The 17,866-nt window shown below is 70.0% G+C and carries 14 protein-coding genes, 1 tRNA gene and 1 pseudogene; 5 read left to right on the plus strand and 11 right to left on the minus strand.

From position 1 onward, the window contains the following. Positions 1 to 40 precede the first annotated feature (40 nt). From QFZ76_RS47385 to QFZ76_RS47415, 7 genes are all read right to left on the minus strand, one after another. A complete protein-coding gene (locus QFZ76_RS47385) occupies positions 41 to 1,156 on the minus strand; it encodes a PP2C family protein-serine/threonine phosphatase (RefSeq protein ID WP_307679502.1) in 1,116 nt (371 codons plus the stop codon). Positions 1,157 to 1,389: 233 nt separating this feature from the next. Beyond that, positions 1,390 to 2,154: an IclR family transcriptional regulator gene (locus tag QFZ76_RS47390; protein WP_307679504.1), complete on the minus strand. Its 765-nt coding sequence runs from the start codon at positions 2,152 to 2,154 to the stop codon at positions 1,390 to 1,392. 503 nt (positions 2,155 to 2,657) lie between these two features. Then, positions 2,658 to 4,010, minus strand: a complete 1,353-nt coding sequence (locus QFZ76_RS47395) for an MFS transporter (RefSeq protein WP_307679505.1) — start codon at positions 4,008 to 4,010, stop codon at positions 2,658 to 2,660. 245 nt (positions 4,011 to 4,255) lie between these two features. Next, positions 4,256 to 5,116: a dioxygenase gene (locus QFZ76_RS47400; RefSeq protein ID WP_307679506.1), complete on the minus strand. Its 861-nt coding sequence runs from the start codon at positions 5,114 to 5,116 to the stop codon at positions 4,256 to 4,258. Beyond that, on the minus strand, positions 5,113 to 6,216 hold the full coding sequence (locus QFZ76_RS47405) for a maleylacetate reductase (protein ID WP_307679507.1): 1,104 nt from the start codon (positions 6,214 to 6,216) through the stop codon (positions 5,113 to 5,115). The genes QFZ76_RS47400 and QFZ76_RS47405 overlap by 4 nt, the downstream gene beginning before the upstream one ends. Continuing rightward, a complete protein-coding gene (locus tag QFZ76_RS47410; RefSeq protein ID WP_307679508.1) occupies positions 6,213 to 7,517 on the minus strand; it encodes an MFS transporter in 1,305 nt (434 codons plus the stop codon). The genes QFZ76_RS47405 and QFZ76_RS47410 overlap by 4 nt, the downstream gene beginning before the upstream one ends. Then, on the minus strand, positions 7,514 to 8,311 hold the full coding sequence (locus tag QFZ76_RS47415; protein ID WP_307679510.1) for an FAD-dependent monooxygenase: 798 nt from the start codon (positions 8,309 to 8,311) through the stop codon (positions 7,514 to 7,516). The genes QFZ76_RS47410 and QFZ76_RS47415 overlap by 4 nt, the downstream gene beginning before the upstream one ends. A 66-nt stretch (positions 8,312 to 8,377) precedes the next feature. Here QFZ76_RS47415 and QFZ76_RS47420 point away from each other — a divergent pair, with 66 nt between their 5' ends. Further along, positions 8,378 to 8,785, plus strand: a complete 408-nt coding sequence (locus tag QFZ76_RS47420) for a SpoIIE family protein phosphatase (protein WP_307679511.1) — start codon at positions 8,378 to 8,380, stop codon at positions 8,783 to 8,785. A gap of 74 nt (positions 8,786 to 8,859) precedes the next feature. Here the strand turns inward: QFZ76_RS47420 and QFZ76_RS47425 are convergent, their stop codons facing one another. The 3 genes from QFZ76_RS47425 to QFZ76_RS47435 are packed head-to-tail and all read right to left on the minus strand — an operon-like array spanning position 8,860 to position 12,045. Beyond that, complete coding sequence (locus QFZ76_RS47425) at positions 8,860 to 10,131, minus strand: sugar ABC transporter permease (RefSeq protein WP_307680345.1); 1,272 nt, start codon at positions 10,129 to 10,131, stop codon at positions 8,860 to 8,862. A 5-nt stretch (positions 10,132 to 10,136) separates the two neighbouring features. Beyond that, positions 10,137 to 10,919 carry an ATP-binding cassette domain-containing protein gene (locus QFZ76_RS47430; protein ID WP_307679512.1) on the minus strand — a complete coding sequence of 261 codons (783 nt, stop codon included), beginning with the start codon at positions 10,917 to 10,919 and terminating at the stop codon, positions 10,137 to 10,139. A gap of 37 nt (positions 10,920 to 10,956) precedes the next feature. Then, positions 10,957 to 12,045 (minus strand): substrate-binding domain-containing protein, encoded by a 1,089-nt coding sequence (locus QFZ76_RS47435; protein ID WP_307679513.1) that lies wholly within the window; start codon positions 12,043 to 12,045, stop codon positions 10,957 to 10,959. A gap of 504 nt (positions 12,046 to 12,549) precedes the next feature. On the opposite strand from QFZ76_RS47435, the gene QFZ76_RS47440 reads away from it, so the two are divergent. The 4 genes from QFZ76_RS47440 (at position 12,550) to QFZ76_RS47455 (ending at position 17,115) form a co-directional block, all read left to right on the plus strand. Further along, on the plus strand, positions 12,550 to 15,099 hold the full coding sequence (locus QFZ76_RS47440) for a SpoIIE family protein phosphatase (protein ID WP_307679514.1): 2,550 nt from the start codon (positions 12,550 to 12,552) through the stop codon (positions 15,097 to 15,099). Further along, positions 15,096 to 16,178: a sugar ABC transporter substrate-binding protein gene (locus QFZ76_RS47445; protein ID WP_307679515.1), complete on the plus strand. Its 1,083-nt coding sequence runs from the start codon at positions 15,096 to 15,098 to the stop codon at positions 16,176 to 16,178. Before QFZ76_RS47440 ends, QFZ76_RS47445 begins: the two co-directional genes overlap by 4 nt. Before the next feature lie 178 nt (positions 16,179 to 16,356). Continuing rightward, the gene (locus tag QFZ76_RS47450; RefSeq protein ID WP_307679516.1) at positions 16,357 to 16,935 is read left to right on the plus strand and encodes a dihydrofolate reductase family protein; all 579 of its coding nucleotides are present in this window, start codon (positions 16,357 to 16,359) and stop codon (positions 16,933 to 16,935) included. Between the two features lie 106 nt (positions 16,936 to 17,041). Then, positions 17,042 to 17,115: transfer RNA gene (locus QFZ76_RS47455), tRNA-Trp, on the plus strand. A gap of 133 nt (positions 17,116 to 17,248) precedes the next feature. Here QFZ76_RS47455 and QFZ76_RS47460 read toward each other — a convergent pair. Further along, a pseudogene (locus QFZ76_RS47460) lies at positions 17,249 to 17,431 on the minus strand (hypothetical protein); the annotation flags it as partial. Positions 17,432 to 17,866 lie beyond the last annotated feature (435 nt).

The following is a 17,866-nucleotide window of genomic DNA, read 5'->3' on the forward strand; positions in this document are numbered from 1 at the left end:
CCACCTGGGGGTGCCCGATCCCGGTGAGTCGTGCGGGACCTTACGCCGTGCGGTCATGTCGCTGCTCGACCGGGCCTGGACCGCTCCGAACGTGCCGGGCGGCGATGACTTCGCCGTCCGGCAAGGACACATCCTCGAGAACGGCCGCTTCGGGCACGGCGGGCTTGCGGAGCAGGAGCAGCGCCGCGTCGTCGTGCAGCCGGCCTCCCACATGGGCCAGCAGTTCGTTGTGGAGCGCTGTGAGGGTATGTGCCGGCTCGTCGGACAGGTGCTGCGCCAGCCTCTCGGTGAGCGGGTAGAACTCACGGCCGTGGTCGCGAGCCTCCGTGACCCCGTCGGTGTAGAGCAGCAGCTGATCCCCGTCGGCGAAGGGCAGTATCTGGAGGCTGGGGGTCTCACCTGAGAGGGCGCGCAGGCCGAGCGGCGGGGCCGGATGGGCGGGTTCCACCGGTACCACTCCGGAGCCGTGTACCAGGAGCGGGGGAGCGTGTCCGCAGTTGACCAGCTCCAGATGGCCTGGTCGGGGGTGTCCGGCGACCACGGCGGTGACGAAGTCGTCGCAGCTGAGATTGCGCGCCAGACTCCGCTCGATCCTGTCGACGACGGCGAGGAGATCGGGCTCCTCGTAGGCCGCCTCGCGGAAGACCCCGACCACCAGGGCCGCGATCCCCACAGCCGGCAGCCCCTTGCCGCGCACATCGCCGACGATCAGCCGAACCCCGTACGGGGTGGGCACGAGGGCGTAGAGATCCCCGCCGATACGGGCCTCCGCGGCCGCGGCGCTGTAGCGCACGGCCACCTGGAAGGGGCCGACGGTCGCCGGTACGGGCTGGAGCAGCGCGTGCTGGGCGGCTTCGGCGACCGAGCGGACGGCCGCGAGCACCCGCTCGCGACGCCCGCGCAACGCGCTGGCCAGGGCACTCGCCAGAGTGACGGCCACCAGGGCGGACAGCACGGCTGCCAGTTCGCGGCCCGGTGCACCGTCATGGATGCCGAGCACCGCGCTCAGCACCCCGGCGAGGAGACCGACACAGAGGACTCCGCGCGGTCCGCTGGTGGTGGCGGCCAGCGCGGGCCCGGCCGCGAGCAGTGACAGCCAGGTCAGCCCGACTCCGGTGAGGAGGTCGACGACCACGATGGCGGAAACGATCAACACGGGCACTACGGGCGTACCGGAGGCCAGCTGTGCGGCGACACGATTCCAGGACACCGTCCCCGAGGCGGCCGCTTGGTTTCTGGGCCGCCGTATCGGTCCGTAGTCGCCACCATGCACTCGGGTGTGGCTCATGTTTTGCCCGCAGTCCTCACCTTTGTACGGAGCGTGTGCTCCGGAAATGTCCGTTTGGTTCAGGAAAGAGGATTAGTCAGAGTGCCACAAGGAGACGGTTTTCAGATAGTGAGTGACAGGCCGGTGGTCACGCGGCTCGCGGTCGGAAGCAGTCGCGCCCGGATCTCCTCGAGTCGGGACAGTCGGTCCGCCCGCAGCGATACGCCGAGCGAGCCGAGCACGTTCCCGCTGTACACGGGCACCGCGATACAGACCGTGCCGAGGGCGTACTCCTCCATGTCCGTGACGGCCGGCGCCACGGGGGAGGAGTCGAGTCGCCGGAGCAGTTCCGGGGCGTGGGTGATGGTCCGTGGCGTGAGATCGGCGAGGTGGTGCCGGGAAAGGTAGTCCTTGCGGGAGTCCTCGTCCAGCTCGCGCAGCACCGACTTGCCCAGTGCGGTGGCGTGGCCGGCGTCCTCGAATCCCACCCAGAGGTCGACTCGGGGTGCCCGGGGGCTGTCCACGATCTCGGCGACCCGGATCTCGCCGTCCTCGTAGAAGGTGAGGTAGGCGGCGGTCGCGAGCTCGTCCCGCAGCGCGGCGAGCGCCGGACGGACCCGGCTGAGCAGCGCCTGCCCGCGGCCCGTGGTGTGGAGCGTCTGCAGCTTGTCGCCCAGGATGAACCCGCCGTCGTCCAGCTTCCGCAGGTATCCGTCGTGGACCAAGGTTCGCAGCAGGTGGTACGCGGTGGCCAGAGGCAGCCCCGTCTCCCGTGCCAGCTGCTTCGCCGGCGCGCCGTTCTCGTGCGCGCTCACCGCCTCCAGCAGGCGGAAGGCCCGCTGCACGGAGGTGATGAGCGTAGGGCCGGGGCCGTCGTGAGCAGCCATACGAACAGCGTGCGCCGGGTATGCGGCGCAGGCAAGGTTCGCGTGGTTCCTTGCCACTCCGCGCGGCCTCACGATCAGGGCCTGGAAGATCACTTTGCCCCGTACACGTAAGCGGCGACCCAGGTGATGCCGAGCTCGGCACTGCTGCCCGGAGCCGCGCCGCCCGGCCCATGCAGGGCGCCTTTGTTCTGCGGTACCCAGGACATGGGCCGGTCCGGCACATCGCGATGTCGTGCCTCCTCTGCCGAGCGTCCACGAGGAACCGCACGTGCCGGGCGTTCACCGGCTCGCCTCGCCTGCCTCGTGGGCGACTCCACAGACCAGTGCGCGGGCGTCTGCGGCCGTATCGACTGGTGGTGGACACCCGCTGTGCTGTGCGCCGCGCTTCACCGCTCATACGCCGCGTCGGCCGCCCCACCGGGCGGCTGCCTTGCGATGATGGGCCAGGAGTCCGAAAAATCCGGCGAGGAAACCGCTGACGAGCCCGGACAGGGCTTTCGAGGTCACTCGACGTCCCCTGAAGGGCGGCTGCCGGATTCGTGAACCTCGGAGCGGCCAGCCGTCAGCGGTGCATTCTGCGCGGCCGGAAGCGTCCGTCCCAGGCGTGCGAGTGGGGACAGAGCCATCACTGCCGGGGACAGCAACATGCCCCCAGCCGTCGCCAGGAGACTGGTGCGCAACCCCCACTCCTGTGCGAGGAATCCGCCGAACAGGGAGCCGAGTGGGGACAGCCCCATGCCGACAAACGTGATCGTCGCGGCTGCGCGGCCTTGCATCCCGTCTGGAGTGACGGTCTGTCGGACGGCCATGACCGCCACATTCACCAACTGGCCGCCGACCCCGAAGACGAAGTTGACCGCGACGAGCGCGGGGACGGTCACCGCAGGGGGGCCGTGCAGCGCGGGTACACACAAGAACGCGCCGTCGCCGAGTGCGGCCGCGGCCACGAGCACCGGGCCGTATCCGAACCGGTTCGGCAGGCGGGCGGCCAGGACGGAGCCCAGGAGTGCGCCCGGCCCTGTCGCCGCGAGTGCCAGCCCGACGGCGGTTCCGGACAGGTGAAGTTCTCGCGGCAGGAAGAGCAGATAGACGGTCATCACGGCCGCGAAGGAGAACTGGAAGGCGGCTGAGGCCAGGCACACGGTCCGCAGCGCGGTGTCGCGGACGACGAAACGGAGACCCTCGTGGATCCGCCGCCAGACCCAAGAGGGACGCTCCAGGCGCTCCGGGTTCGATTCAACTCGACGGATTCGTCGGATGGACAGGAACGACAGCGCGAAGAACAGTGCACTGGAGGCGGCAGCGATCGGCGCCGACAGCAGGGACGCCAACGCACCGCCGAGGGCCGGACCGCCGATCTGCGCCGCGGACCGGCTGCCTTCGAGCGCGCTGTTGCCCTGCACCAGCTGATCGCGTTGCACCAGCCGTACAAGAGATGCTTGGTATGCCACGTCGAAGAAGACGGACAGGGCCCCGACGGCGAAGGCGGTCACGAAGAGGGTGGGCAGGCCGAGCCAGCCGAAGAGGCCGGCCACCGCGGCGGCACCCAGGGCAAGGGTCCGGCCGACGTCAGTCAGCACCATCACTGTGCGAGTGCGCCACCTGTCCACCCATGCGCCGACGAAGAGCGCGAGCAACAGGATCGGCGCCTGGCCCACGGCACGCAGGACGCCCAGCTGGGTGGCACTGGCATTGAGCGTCAGAACGGCGAAGAGCGGAAGAACGACCAGACCTGTGTGTTCCCCGAGTTGGGAGGCGGTCTGCCCCACCCAGAGTCTGCGGAAGTCGCTGTCCCGCCACAGGCTCGACGGAACGGGGCGACCGGAATCGGATATGGCGGAGGAAGCGGACGGCACAGGGATCCCTCGGGTTGCCGACAACGAGGCCCGCTACCGGGCACACGACAGGTGCGCCGACGGTTCAGGCAGGAGAAGGCTCGCTGTGCCGCGACATCAAGGGCAGCACGCGATGACAGGCCGATCGGCCTACAACGTCAGCGCGCGCTCGGGCGACCGACCATGTCTGCAACTCCTCGTGGATCAACTCGATGCACCTGGACACTAGCGCTGGGTGGCTCGGTGCGACAGGCAATTAAAAAGGTTCACTCCTTGCTGAGGACGATGTCGAACGTCGCCGAGGTCCACGGTCCCTCCAGCTGTCGGCTGTCCGGCGTCGGAGTTCCGGCCTCGTGACGGTCGAAGGGGCGGATGAGTGACTCCTTCACACCGAAGACGGAGTCGGCGTTCAGACAGGGGGCGCCCGCCACGAAGACATGCGTGATGAGACGCCGGAAGCCGGGTGCCGTCACCATGAAATGCAGATGCGGTGCGCGCATCGGCGAGCGGCCGGCGTGGTCGAGGAGTTGGCCGACGGGGCCGTCGTCCGGGATCGGGTACGGCGTCGGAGTGAGGCCCCAGAACCGGTAGCGGCCCTCGGCGTCGGTGAAGAAGTGTGCGCGCCCCGCGAGGCCGCCGTCGTCGTACTGGACGTCGTACATGCCGTCGTCGTCGGCCTCCCACACTTCGACGCGGGCCCCTGCGACGGGGTTGCCGTCGGTGTCCGTGACCCGGCCGTCGACCCACGCGGGCTCACCGGTCGCGCCGCCCGCGATGTCCCCGCCGAGCTCGATCTCCGGCGAGTCCTGGACGAAGAACGGGCCGAGGACCGTGGCCTGCGTCGACTCGTCGAGGCCCGGTTCGTTCACCGCGACGGTGAGCATGGAGATGCCGAGGACGTCCGAGAGGAGGACGAACTCCTGGCGGGTGTCGGTCGTGATGTGACCGGCCGCGGTGAGGAACTCGATCGCCGCGCCCCACTCGTCCTCGGTGAGACGGGTCTCGCGCACGAACGCGTGGGCGTGCCGAACGAGGGCCTGCATGACCTCGCGAAACCGTTCGTCCTTCGCGGTGTCGAAGCTCGCGACGACCGTGTCGGTCAGTTCCTGTTCAGTCGTGTCAGTCATCGGGGGTGCTCTTCCGTGCGAGGGGAGGTGAGCGGGATCTGCACCGGGGTGTCCCCGCGGCACGCGTGCCCCAGCAGCTCGCGCATCTCGTCGCGGGTCACGCGCCGCGGGTTGGTGTCGGGGATCTGTGCCATGACGAGGTCGCTGGCCCGGTCGAGTTCCTCCTCGGCCAGTCCCAACTCGCTGAGCGAGCGCGGAGGTTCGAGCCGGGTGTAGAGGGCGAGCAGCGCACCGAAGGGGTCGGTGCGTTCGTCGAGCGCCGTTGCGAGGTGCCGCGCCGCCTCGGGTGCCGCGGGCAGGTTGAGGCCGACCACGTGCGGCAGGACCACCGAGTGCAGGGCGGCGTGTTCGAGGTCGTACGCGCCGCCGAGGACATGGCACACCTTGTGGTGCAGTCCGGAACCGGCCCCCGCGAAGGCGACCGCCCCGAGGTAGGTGCCGAAGAGGATCTCCCGGCGGGCCGCGACGTCCTGGCTGTCGGCGACGATGCGTGGCAGCGCCGATGCCAGCGAGCGGACGCCCTCGACGGCCAGGGCGGAGCTGATCGGGTTGTGCCGGGGGGCCCACCACGCGTCGACGCAGTGGGCGAGCGCGTTGAGCCCCGACGTCACCGACAGGCGGGTCGGCAGCGACAGCATGAGGGTCGCGTCGTAGACGACGATGCGGGGGAGCACCTTCGGGTCGACGCCGGTGCGCTTGTGGCCCTCCTCGGTGAGGCCCCAGACGGGGGTGGCCTCGGAGCCGGCGTATGTCGTGGGGACGGCGAGGATCGGCAGGCCGGTGGTGAGCGCGGCTGCCTTGGCGGTGCCCGTGGTGGAGCCGCCGCCGACGCTCAGCAGCAGGTCGGCCGTGTGTTCGCGGGCTGCCGCCCGCACGGCCTGCGCCACCTCGGCCGGCACATGCGGCCTGACGGCGCTGAACGTCGCCACGACGGGAATGTCCTTGCAGATGTCCTCGGACAGGGCGCGTTCGCCCTCGGCCGCGATCACCAGGACCCGGCGCGCGCCGAGTCCCGCGACCTCGGCCGCCACGTCCTCCCGTGCGGTGCCCGACCCGAAGACGACCCGCTGGCCCCAGGACTCGTAGACGACCCGCGTCATGCCGTCACCGCCCGCACCCGGGGTACCGCGCCCGCCGCGAACGCGCCGATCAGCGCCGGTACGGCGAAGGCGTAGAAGGCCCACTCGATGTCGGCGCCCGAGTTGAGGACGAACGCGCCCAGGGATGGGCCGGCGATCGCGCCGAAGCGGCCGATCGACAGGGCCCAGGCGAGGCCGTTGCCGCGCAGGGCGTCCGGGTAGCGCGTGACGATGAACGCGTTGCCGAGGATCTGCGAACCGATGAACCCGAACCCGCTGATGAACATGAGCACGAACATAACGGGTGTCGGCGGGCGGGTGCTCATCGCGACGAGGCTCAATGTGCCGACCAGGAACGCGACGACCACCACACGTTTGGCACCCAGCGCGTCTGCGACCCGGCCGCCGACGCCGACGCCGACGCCGACGCCGACGCCGACGCCCAGCCACATGGCCGCCGTCTGCAGCAGCGCCGAGCCGAGGGAGAAGCCCGCGGCCTGCATGATGCTGGGCAGCCAGGTGCTGATGCCGAAGACCAGCAGCAGTCCGCAGAAGGACATGGACCAGAACAGCACGGTCGAGACCGCGAGCCCGCCCGTCAGCAGCGGTCCGATACCGAGGCGGCGACCCGGGTCCGACGTCGGGGAGGAGTCCGACGGGGCGAGACCGAGCTGCTCCTCCACCGCCCTCGCCTCGGCCGTCCAGCCCGTACGGCTGAGGTGGAACGGGCTCTCCGGGAGCCGCATCACCAGAGGTATGGCCAGGAACACCGGGATCACGCCGATCACGTACAGCCGGCGGTACGAGACGTCGGGCAGCAGAGCCGTGCCGAGCAGGGGGGAGCACAGGGCGCCGACCGCGTAGCCGCTCATGATCAGGGCGATGTTGCGGCTGCGGCGGCCGGGCTCGCTGAGGTCGGCGACGTATGCGTTGATCGTCGGCAGTACGACGCCCAGTCCGAGGCCGACGACCAGACGTCCGGCCCCGAAGGACGGGACGCCACCGGCGAACGTGCAGACCGCCATGCCGAGCGAGAACACGGTGGTGCCGACGAGCAGGAGGCGGCGCGGGCCGGTGCGGTGCACGAGGGCCCCGGCGAGGGCCGCGCCGATCAGCATCCCGATGCCGACGAGCGAGCCGATGGTGCCTGCCTCGGCCTTGTCGATGCCGAGCGAGGGGTCGCCCAGGATCGCGGGCACGCTGACGCCGTACACGGCGAGGTCGTAGCCCTCGAGGGACGCGACGACCCAGGCCGCGATCAGCATGAACGTGCTCGCGGACACTCTGCGGGCCTGCGGGCGGGTGACGGACGGTGCGGTCATGGCCGGATCCCTTCCCCAGCTGTGGCAGGAGCCTGTACCGGCTCGACTGCTGAGGCAAGTGTGGTGACCAGCGTCCGTAGACGCCGCCGACATCGGTGATCCCCTCGGTGGTGAGGCGGCGGTCGGTGAGGTGGTGGACGGGCCACGCCGAGCCCGGCGGCCGGCCCGATGGCCGAGGCGTCGAGCGATGCGCCCTCGCGGCCGTCGACGAGAAGGATGAATCCGCGGCCGAGGACCTCGTCGAAGAGTCCCTCGGTGCCGTGCGCTTCCACTCGGCCGTGTGGCATCAGGTGTCCGGCCTGCGGGGACGCGTCGCGCAGGCCCGGGCCGAGCCCTGGGAAGCGCATCTTCTCGGGGCGCCCGTCAGCTTCGCGCTGCGCGATCAGGCGGGCATCGCGCTCGGCAGCTGCCACCGGGTCGCGCATGGTCTGGACGCGGCCGAGCTCGATGCCCTTGGCGATGATGGCCCGCACATGCGGCTCGCGTTCGCTCTGGTAAGTGTCGAGGAGCGCGTCGTCGGCGCCCCGCAGTACGGCGTCGAGCTTGAAGGCGAGGTTCTGGGCGTCGCGGATGCCCGAGCACATGCCCTGCCCGAGGAAGGGCGGCATTCGGTGGGCCGCGTCTCCGGCGAGCAGGATCCGGCCGTTGCGCCAGCGCTCCGCGACGAGCGAGCGGAACGTGTACGTGGCGACGCGGACGAGGTCGGCCTGCGAGCGGTCGAGGTAAGCGGCGACCCTGGCCCACACCCGGTCGGGCTCCCGCTCGACGGGAAAGGAGTCAGCCGAGTCGAGCATGAAGCTGAACCGGTGGTGCTCAGGGCCCAGCGAGATGATCGAGATCGGCTGCTCGGGGTCGCAGACGTGACGGGCCTTGGGGATGTCCGCGGCACTGGGCAGGCGGAAGGCACAGAATTCGACCTGCCGGAGGGCAACGTGCTCGCCCTGTGCACCGACGGCCTCGTCGAGGCCGGAGGACGTGACCCCGATGCCGGGTACGCCCTGCTCCGGGACGCCCTCGCCGACCCCGGCCGCCCCCTGGAGGAGACGTGCGAGACGGCGGTGCGGGAGTCTGCTGTCCGACTCCCGCACCGACGACGCCGCACTCCTGCTGGCCCGCACCCGGACGCTGGGCGCCGACCGGGTCGCCACGTGGGACCTGCCCGCCGACCTCGCGGTCGTCGCCCGCGCCCGCGAACTGGCCTGTGCCCAGTTGTCCGCGTGGAACCTGCCCGAGGACGCGGTCTTCACGACCGAGCTTGTCGTCAGTGAACTGGTCACCAACGCCCTGCGCTACGGCGGGCCGTTGAGCGGGTGTCGGCTCCCCGCGCCCGGAGACGGACGAGTCAAGCCCGGCCGTGTGCCTCATGCGAGCGTCGTGACAGGGAGTCGATGACCACGGCGGCGAAGAGCACGCCGCCCGTGATGATGAACTGGACGGCGGTGGGGGTGTCCGTGATCGACATGCCTGAGGCGATCGACTGGATGATCAGGATGCCGAGCACCGCGTTCCAGGGCGAGCCGCGTCCCCCGAACAGACTGGCGCCGCCGATGACCGCTGCGGCGATGGCGTTGAGCAGCAGGATGCCGGAGCCGGAGTTCTGGCTCACGGAGGTGATCCGTGAGGCCAGGAACAGGCCGCCGACCGCGGCCATGGTGCCCGAGACCGCGAGGACCGCGGTCCGCACCCGAGTCACGCTGAGGCTGGCGCGACGGGCCGCCTCGACGCCCCCGCCCAGGGCGTAGACCTGCCGCCCGTAGTGCGTGCGGCGGAGAACGACGTCGAGGCCGGCCACGAGCACGAGGAAGAGCAGGAGGGCGAGAGGCAGGCCCTGGAACCGGTTGAGCACATACGCGGCCGCCAACGCGATCACCGCGAGTGCTCCGCTGCGCGCCGCGATTCCCCGCAGCGAGCGATGCGGCATGCCGACGGCCTTGCGCCGCCGTCTGTCCTGGTGGGACACGAGGAAGACCACGCCCGCCGCGCCCGCGGCCACGCCGTAGGCGACGCCGTCATGGGTGAAGTAGTAGCTGGTCAGCTTGGCCACCAGCCCGTTCTCGTCGAGATTGATGGTGCCGCTGGTCCCGAGGATGGAGAGCATGAAGCCGTTCCACGTGAGCAGCCCCGCGAGCGTGACGACGAAGGCCGGTACCCGGGTCCTGGCGAAGGAGTAGCCCTGAACGGTTCCCGCCGCGGTGCCCGCGAGCACCGCGACGATGAGGGCGAGCCATTCCGGCACGCCGTTGTTCACGTTCAGGACGGCGAAGACAGCCGCCGCGAGGCCGCTGATCGAGCCGACCGACAGGTCGAGTTCACCGAGCAGCAGCACGAAGACGATACCGACCGCGATCAGTCCGGTGCCCACGATGTCCACGCTGAGATTGGACAGGTTCCGGGGCGAGAGGAAGTTCTCGTTGAGTGCCTGGAAGATGATCCAGACCGTGACGAGGACGAGGACGACAGGGAGCGAGCCCAGTTCGCCGGCCCTCACCTTGCGCCGGACGACGGCACCCCAGCCCTGCACCGCGCGGGTGACGGCCTGCCCGCGGTGCGGCTGGCGGGTCTTGGCGGTGGGCGCGGCGGGTTCGGGCTGCGTGTCGTCCGCCATGTTGCGCATCCCTTTCACCATCCAGCCTCCCGGTGGGCCATCCGGCGCGGCACGTTTTCCGTGGCGCCGGTGACGGAGGAGATGATCTGTTCCTGAGAAGCGGTGCTCACGTTGAAGAAGCCGTTGTTGCGGCCGAGCCGCAGGACGGCGGCCCGGTCCGCGAGAGCTTTGACGTCCCCCATGTTGTGGCTGATGAGCAGTACTCCCAGACCGCGGTCACGGAACTGGTCGACGAGGTCCAGGACCTCGGTCGTCTGGTCGAAGCCGAGCGCCGCGGTCGGTTCGTCCAGGAGGAGGAGCCGCGGGTCACCGAGGAGCGAGCGGGCGATGGCGACCGTCTGCCGCTGACCGCTGGACAGTGACACGACGGGGGCACGCAGATCAGGAATGCTCCTGGTCAGGCCCTCCAAAAGGTGTCTGGTGCGGCGCTCCATCTCCACCTCGTCGAGGAAGCCGAACCGGCGGATCTCCCGCCCGAGGTAGACATTGCCCACGACGTCGAGGTTTCCGCACAGGGCGAGGTCCTGGTAGACGGTGGCGATACCGAGGTCACGGGCGTCGTGGGGGCGCTTGATGTGGACCGTCCGGCCCTCCCACCTGATGACGCCCCGGTCCGCGGGCGTCACTCCGGAGATCGCTTTGACCAGGGTGGATTTGCCGGCCCCGTTGTCGCCCAGCAGGGCCACGACCTCACCGGCGCGAATCTCCAGCTCGATGTCCGTGAGGACCTCGACGACGCCGAAGCGCTTGCACACGCCGTGCAGCGCCAGCAAGGGGGGAGTCGGCACGGAGAACATCTCCTTCCCGGACCGGACCTCGTGAGGAACCGACCAGTCAGGTCAGCCCGGCCTCATTGCAGGCGGTGGCGAGTCGGGGCGTACAGATCTGCCGGATCGTGTACACGCCGTCTTTCACCAAGGTGTCCTTGATGTTGTCGACCGTCACGGACACGGGGGCGAGCATGACGGCCGGAACCTCCTCGCCCGTGCTGGTCCGCACCTTGTCCGGGGCAACCGGGGTGAGGGTTTCACCGCGGGCCGCCGCCACGGCCAAGGCGGCTCCGGCGGACGCCTCGGGGCCGAAGGGCTTGTAGACGGTCATGTACTGATCGCCGTCCACGATGCGCCGTACGGCTGCCAGTTCGGCGTCCTGCCCGGTGACCGGGGGCAGCGGATCGACCTTGTTCGCCTTGAGGGCGGTGATGCTGCCGGCGGCGAGGCCGTCGTTGGCGGCGTAGACCCCGTTGATGTTGCCGACGCCGAGGGCCGAGATGGCGCCGGACATGTTCATGTTCGCAGTCTCCGTCCGCCACTGGAGGGTGTCGTACTCCTTGCCGATCCTCACCCTCCCCTCAAGCACGGACAGCGCGCCCTTCTTGAACGACACGGCGTTGGGGTCACTGGGATCGCCGTTCATCATGACGATCTGGCCGTCGCTCACCGTGTCACCCATGGCCTTCAGGAGCGACCTGCCCTGGAGCTTGCCGACTTCCTCGCCGTCGAACGAGACGTAGCCTGCGATCGGGCCCTCCGCGAGGCGGTCGTAGGCGATGACCGGGATGTCCGCCTCGTCGGCCTTCCTGACCGCGGCGCCGAGTGATCTGGCGTCGACGGCCACGAGCACGATGGCATCGACTCCCTTGGCGATCATCGAGTTCATCTGTTCCTGCTGGACGGCCACATCGCCCTTGGCGTTGGTGTGCTCGACCACGCAGTCGGCGCACAGCTCGTCGATCTTCCTTTCGAGCAGGGGCCGGTCCTGCCCCTCCCAACGAGCCGTGGTGGCGTCCGGCAGGAGCAGGCCGATCCTCGGTGCCTCGTCCCCGCCGCTGTCTTTCCCGGCCTCGGGCCCGCAGGCCGCGAGGGCGACGGCCGTGGAGACGGCGGACATGGCGAGGGCCGCCTCCCGTGTGCAGGCCTTCATGCGCGGGACCTCCTTCGTCGGCTACCCGTGACCGGCCGTCGACGGGCGTGAGATCCAACGGCCGCGCCCCGCCGGCGTTCGCCAGGCGGCGCACGACCGGTGCACGCAGAACCGGCGGCGGGCGCGTGTGGGACACGGCGTGCGGGGCCCGCACGAGGTCGAGGCCCTGTCAGCAGGGCGTGACGGCGTGCGACGCCAATCGCTGTGGTGAGTCTGCTCGCGTGCTGAGGCCTCCGCCCGACCGCCCCGGCATCGGCAGTCGGCCGGCCGCCGCGATGCCGAAGCCCGACGTCAGGCTCCAACGCACCGCGTGGAAGGAGCAACACGACCACGTCGTCAGTGTGGCACCGGGGGCGGTGATCTGCGAATGCACCGGCCCTCCGCGGCCCGTGACCACAACCATGAATCTGTCCGTTTCCTTCGTATATGAGACTCTGGTAGGTGGGTGCCTGGCTCTCCCAGCGCATCGGCACCTGCGCCATGGGCGGGAGGTACGTTGCGGACATGCCTCATGACGGCCGGGCCCGGGCCGGAGTCAGCGAGTTGCGGGCAGCCGAGGCCGGCACGGCAGGCAGTGGATCTCCTCAGCCTGCGATGCCGGAGGCCGCCGTGAGCGATCGGGCCCTGACATTCGCCGGCGTGGAGCTGGCAGCGGTCTATGTGCCCGACGCCGACAACGAAGAGCTTCGGCTGGTGGAGACGGCCGGACGCGCCACTTCCCCGTACGGCGTGCCGGAGGGAGTGCTGGAGCGTCTGCCGCTGTCCGGTGGCTCACCCGCGGCGCACGCCTTCCACACCGACCGGCCCGTGTGGCTCACGCCGGCCGTACTCGCCTCCTACTTCGAGAACGCGCCGGCGCCACCGCGAGCGGAGATGGCCCTCGGCGCGCTGCCTCTCGCGTCCGGGAGCAGACGGCTGGGCTGCCTGGTCGTCATGGGCGGGTCCGTGGACGGCTTCGCGGCCGAGCAACGGCGCTTCCTGGAGCGCTATGCCGACGCGATCGCCAACCTGTTGCAGGCCGGGACCGGCCGCCCCGACCCTTCGGCCGTGCTGTATCCCGCGCTGCGGAGTCTGTGCGTGGGCACCTTCGTCCTGGTGCCGGACACCGGCCTGATCGAGGCGGACGAGGCGCTGCTCGAACTGGTCGGCATCACGCCGGACGACTTCGACGGCAAGGCCGACACCCTGCTCGCGCACGCCCTCCCGGAGGACATGCACGCACTCATGTCGCTCCTGGAACCCAAAGGCCAGGCATACGACCGGCGGGAGTTGGAGTTCCGTGTCCGGCGCCCTACCGGTGAAATGCGCTGGCTGAGTCTGAGCTGCCGAACGGCGGCGGGCACCGACGCTCGGCCGGAGCAGGTGCTGGGCGTGGTGACGGCGACCTCGGTTCTGAGCCGGAGCGCCGATGACGTCTCCAGGATCCAGTGGCTGACCGCCGCACTCGATGCCGCGGCCACGGTCAGTGACGTCGGCCGAGTGGCCGTCACCGCGCTGCGCGAGCCGCTGGGCGCCGACCGCGTAGCACTCGCCGAACTGCACGAAGACCGGCTCGTGGTCACCGTGCTGGACCCGCCGCAGCCCGCCGCCTGGCCGGAGATGTGGCGCTCCCAGTGGCGTTCGGAATGGCCCGACGCGCCGGTCAGCGCTCTTCCCACCCTGCAGATGGCTCTGCAGGACGGACGTATGGACCTGTGGCCCGCCGGGTCGGCCCTCGAATCCGGACTGGCAGGCATCGGCAGCGGCGGTCTGGCCGTGCTGCCGCTCCCCGCCAAGGGACGGGTCGCCGGCGTGTGCCTGGTCGGCTGGGACCAGCCGCACGAGTTCGTCCCCGAGGAACGAACCCTGCTGACCGCCACCGCCGCGCTGGTCGGACAGGCCCTCCAGCGTGCGCACGCGCACGACGCGGAGCAGGAACTCGCGACGATGCTCCAGCGCAGCCTGCTGCCCCGACGCCTTCCGGAACTGCCCGGGTGCACGGCCGTCGCACGTTATCTGCCCGCCATGAGGGGTTTGCAGGTGGGCGGTGACTGGTACGACGTCATCGCCCTGTCCGAGGAGCGGGTCGCACTGGTCATCGGTGACGTGCAGGGACACAGCGCCGGAGCCGCGACGATCATGGGCCAGATGCGTACCGCGGTCAGGGCGTATGCGGTGGAGGGCCATCCGCCCGACGTGGTCGTGTCCCACGCCAACCGCCTCCTCGTCGGCATGGAGACCGATCTGTTCGCCACGTGTTGTTATGTCGAACTGGACCTGGAGGAGGGCAACACCCTGTTCGTACGGGCCGGCCACCTCTCACCGCTGGTGCGCCATCCTGACGGACGTACCGAGGAGGTGGAGGTCGAAGGCGGGCTTCCGCTCGGCATCCTCGCCGAGGCGGAGTTCCCCATGACCGCGCTCGCGCTGGAGCCCGGCACGGTGCTCGCCCTGGTCACCGACGGTCTGGTCGAGGCCTCCGACCTGCCCTTGGACGAGGGCATGCACCGCACGCGCACCGCACTCGCCGCGGCCGATCCGGCCGACCCGGGGCGCATGGCCGACGAACTGCTCGGCGACGTCGGCCGACGTGAGGACGACGTGGCGCTGTTGCTGCTGCGCTACGACGGCCTGAAGACGCGGCCGATCCGGGCCGACTGGGTGGTGTGGCGGCTGCCCGACGCCGTCATGCACGCCCGCCGCTTCACCGCGCGCACTCTGCGCCGGTGGAAAACCGAGGAAGCAGCCGACACGGTGCTCCTGGTCGTGTCCGAGCTGGTCACCAATGCGCTGGTGCACACCCAGGGGCCCGTACGCGTGGATCTGACGCTGCGTGGTGACCGGGTACGCGTCAGTGTGAGCGACTCCTCGCCCCGGGCGCCCGCAAAACCGGTGATCGTGGACTGGGAGTCGACCGGCGGCCGGGGCCTGCTTCTGGTCGAGGCGATGTCGGACTCCTTCGGTTCGATGCCCGTGGCCGGCGGAAAGCAGGTGTGGAGCGAGATCGCTGTGCCGCGTTCCGAGTCCGCATCCGCGGACTCGGAACCCCGGCCAGAACGAGGGGTCCTGCCATGAGGACACGTATCCGGCATGTCGTCGCGGCGCTGGTCGCCGGCCTCATGACGATCCCCTTGGCCGCCTGCGGAGGAGACGACGAGGCGAGCACGGACAGCTTCACCGTCGGCCTGCTGCTGCCCAGCCGAGCGCTCCCGCGCTGGGAACACTCCGACAAGCCTTTCATCGAGCAGCACCTGAAGAAACTCTGTCCCCGCTGCACGATGGAGTACGCCAACGCCGAGAACGACGCGACGAGGCAGCTGCAGCAGGTCACCTCCATGATCACCAAGGGGGTCGGAGTTCTGATCCTCGACGCCGCCGACACCAGGGCGCTGCGCTCCTCCATCCGGCAGGCACAGCAGGAGGGAATCCCCGTCGTCGCCTACGACCGGCTCGCCGAAGGGCCGATCTCCGGCTACGTCAGCTTCGACGGTGCTCAGGTCGGCAAGCTCCAGGGCGAGGCGCTCCTGAAGGCCATGGGTGAAACAGCAGACGACGAGAACGTCGTCATGATGAACGGCGATCCCACCAGCCCCAACGCGGCGTCGTACCGCGAGGGCGCCCTGTCCGTCCTCAAGGGCAAGACGAAGATCGCCAGGTCGTACGACACCCTGGGCTGGACCACGGCGAACGCCCACGCCAACATGTCCGCTGCCGTGTCGGCTCTGGGCCCGAACCGAATCGGCGGGGTCCTGGCAGCCAACGACGCCATCGCGGCAGGCGTCATCGCCGCCCTCAAAGCCGCCCGGGTGCGAGAACTTCCACCGATCACCGGCCAGGACGCCGAACTCGCGGCTGTGCAGCGCGTCATCAGAGGCGAGCAGTACATGACGGTGTACAAACCATTCAAAGCGGAAGCCGCCGCAGTCGCAGCCATGGCTGTCGCCCTGGGACGCGGCGAGGACGCCCGCGACATCGCCACGACGGCAACCGACAGCCCCACCACCCAGAACATCCCGTCCGTCCTGCTCACTTCGACCGCGGTGACGGCCGACACCATCAAGCAGACACTCGTCAAGGACGGCGTGTACAGCGTCGACCAGATCTGCACCCGGGAGCTCCGGCCCGCCTGTGACGAGGCCGGACTCACCCGGTGAGGGCACTGTCCGGTGCTCGGCGTTGCTCTGGGGCGGACGGGTCCAAGAACTTCAGGAGTCCAAGAGCGATGAGTCTCGCCGTGGTTGCCGGTCTCCCTATTGCAGGGCGTCGCGGGTCCGGTCGCCCGAAGGGAGCATCAGCCCCAACACGCGATCAACCGCACTCGTGGAGAACACCATGACCGCTACCTACACCTTCGACGTCTTTTCCAGCCTCGACGGCTTCGGCGCCGCCGGCGGCAACTGGACCGGCTACTGGGGCAAACAAGGCCCCGAGCTCCTCGACCACCGCCTCGCCCTCTACGGCGAGGAGCAGCGGATGGTCTTCGGGGCCAACACGTATCGGGCGTTCGCGCAGATGCTGGCCTCGAGTACCGAGGAGTCCGAGGTGCGTGACCCATGGGTCACCCGGATGAGGAACCTGCTGACAACGGTGGTGTCGACCACACTGGCGGAACCCCTCGACTGGCCGGACGCCAACGTCGTGAGCGGCGATGCCGTCGACGTCGTCGCCCGGCTCAAGAAGGAGTCCGAGGTGCCGTTGCGCTCGCACGGCAGCCTGTCGATGAACCGGGCACTGATGGCCGCGGGCCTGGTCGACCGCGTCCAGGTGACACTCTTCCCCGTGATCACCGGTCAGACCGGACTGGACCCGATCTTCCAGGGTGCGGCCGACTTCGACCTCGAGCTGATCGAGCACCGGACGCTCGACGGCCACATCCAAGAACTCATCTACCGGCCCGCCCTCCATGTCTGAGTCTTGCAGGACGAACCGGCGGTAGGTGTGCCCGCGTGCGGCGGAACGCCGGGGGAAAACCCGTGGTGGCCGCCCGGCCGGGCGTGTCACGCTGGGACGCCACCGAAGGGGTGTAGCTCAGCTGGCCAGAGCGCCGGTCTCCAAAACCGGATGCCGCAGGTTCGACTCCTGCCACCCCTGCTGTTGATCACGGTTCGAGCATCGAACAGGAGCCATCGCCCTGAGCCCCGTCGGGCGACCAGCTCCGGCGAGGGGCGCCAGGCGCCCGCCTGCTCGGAGTCCTCGGTGCTCAGGTCGGGCGACCGTTTCAGGGCACCGGCAGCAGGGTGGCGATCCGCTCCGAGACGCGGTTGCGGGAGGTGACGATGACCTTGCCGGGTCCGTCGGTGGGGAAGTAGTTGCGCACCGTCTCAACGCCCGCGGCGTTGTCGAAGACGAGCAGCCAGTTGTCGTACGGCGCTCCGGTGCGCAGTGCCTCCAGTACGGCGGGCACGGCGGGGGCGCCCAGACTGGCCTGTCCGGTCGGGACGACGCGGTGCGGACGACGCGCCAGCCGTTCGGGGACGTCTGCTCGTGCGTGCTCACGCTCATGCCTCCTCGCCGGCGAGATCGGGCAAAGTGCCCGGCCGGGCGACCAGCGCCACGGCTGTACGTATGCCTGTTCTCCCCAGCGGGCACGGCGTGCCGTGCCGTCATCCGCGGACCCCTGGATTCACTCCAGCCGTGCGCCGACGCCGTCGGTGCGTGTCCGATCCGGACTGCGCAGGTGCAGCGCCGCATCCGGAGCGGGGGTGCGTGATGGAGGGTCTGCCCGGCGCGCGGACTCGATCCAGGCAGAGGCTTCCCGAAGTGCGGCGCGGCTCGTAGGTGTTGTTCTCTGGTGGGGGCCGGTTTTGCCGTGTAGCGTCACTGCCAGCTGTCGTGGTTCGCA

It is taken from the genome of Streptomyces sp. V4I2 (assembly GCF_030817655.1).
Classification (GTDB): Bacteria; Actinomycetota; Actinomycetes; order Streptomycetales; family Streptomycetaceae; genus Streptomyces; species Streptomyces plumbiresistens.

Coding starts and splice junctions, on each gene's coding strand:
- QFZ76_RS47390 (WP_307679504.1), bottom strand. CDS start 2,154: ATGGCTGCTCACGACGGCCCCGGCCCTACGCTCATCACCTCCGTGCAG.
- QFZ76_RS47400 (WP_307679506.1), bottom strand. CDS start 5,116: ATGACTGACACGACTGAACAGGAACTGACCGACACGGTCGTCGCGAGC.
- QFZ76_RS47405 (WP_307679507.1), bottom strand. CDS start 6,216: ATGACGCGGGTCGTCTACGAGTCCTGGGGCCAGCGGGTCGTCTTCGGG.
- QFZ76_RS47410 (WP_307679508.1), bottom strand. CDS start 7,517: ATGACCGCACCGTCCGTCACCCGCCCGCAGGCCCGCAGAGTGTCCGCG.
- QFZ76_RS47415 (WP_307679510.1), bottom strand. CDS start 8,311: ATGCTCGACTCGGCTGACTCCTTTCCCGTCGAGCGGGAGCCCGACCGG.
- QFZ76_RS47425 (WP_307680345.1), bottom strand. CDS start 10,131: ATGCGCAACATGGCGGACGACACGCAGCCCGAACCCGCCGCGCCCACC.
- QFZ76_RS47430 (WP_307679512.1), bottom strand. CDS start 10,919: ATGTTCTCCGTGCCGACTCCCCCCTTGCTGGCGCTGCACGGCGTGTGC.
- QFZ76_RS47435 (WP_307679513.1), bottom strand. CDS start 12,045: ATGAAGGCCTGCACACGGGAGGCGGCCCTCGCCATGTCCGCCGTCTCC.
- QFZ76_RS47440 (WP_307679514.1), top strand. CDS start 12,550: ATGCCTCATGACGGCCGGGCCCGGGCCGGAGTCAGCGAGTTGCGGGCA.
- QFZ76_RS47445 (WP_307679515.1), top strand. CDS start 15,096: ATGAGGACACGTATCCGGCATGTCGTCGCGGCGCTGGTCGCCGGCCTC.
- QFZ76_RS47450 (WP_307679516.1), top strand. CDS start 16,357: ATGACCGCTACCTACACCTTCGACGTCTTTTCCAGCCTCGACGGCTTC.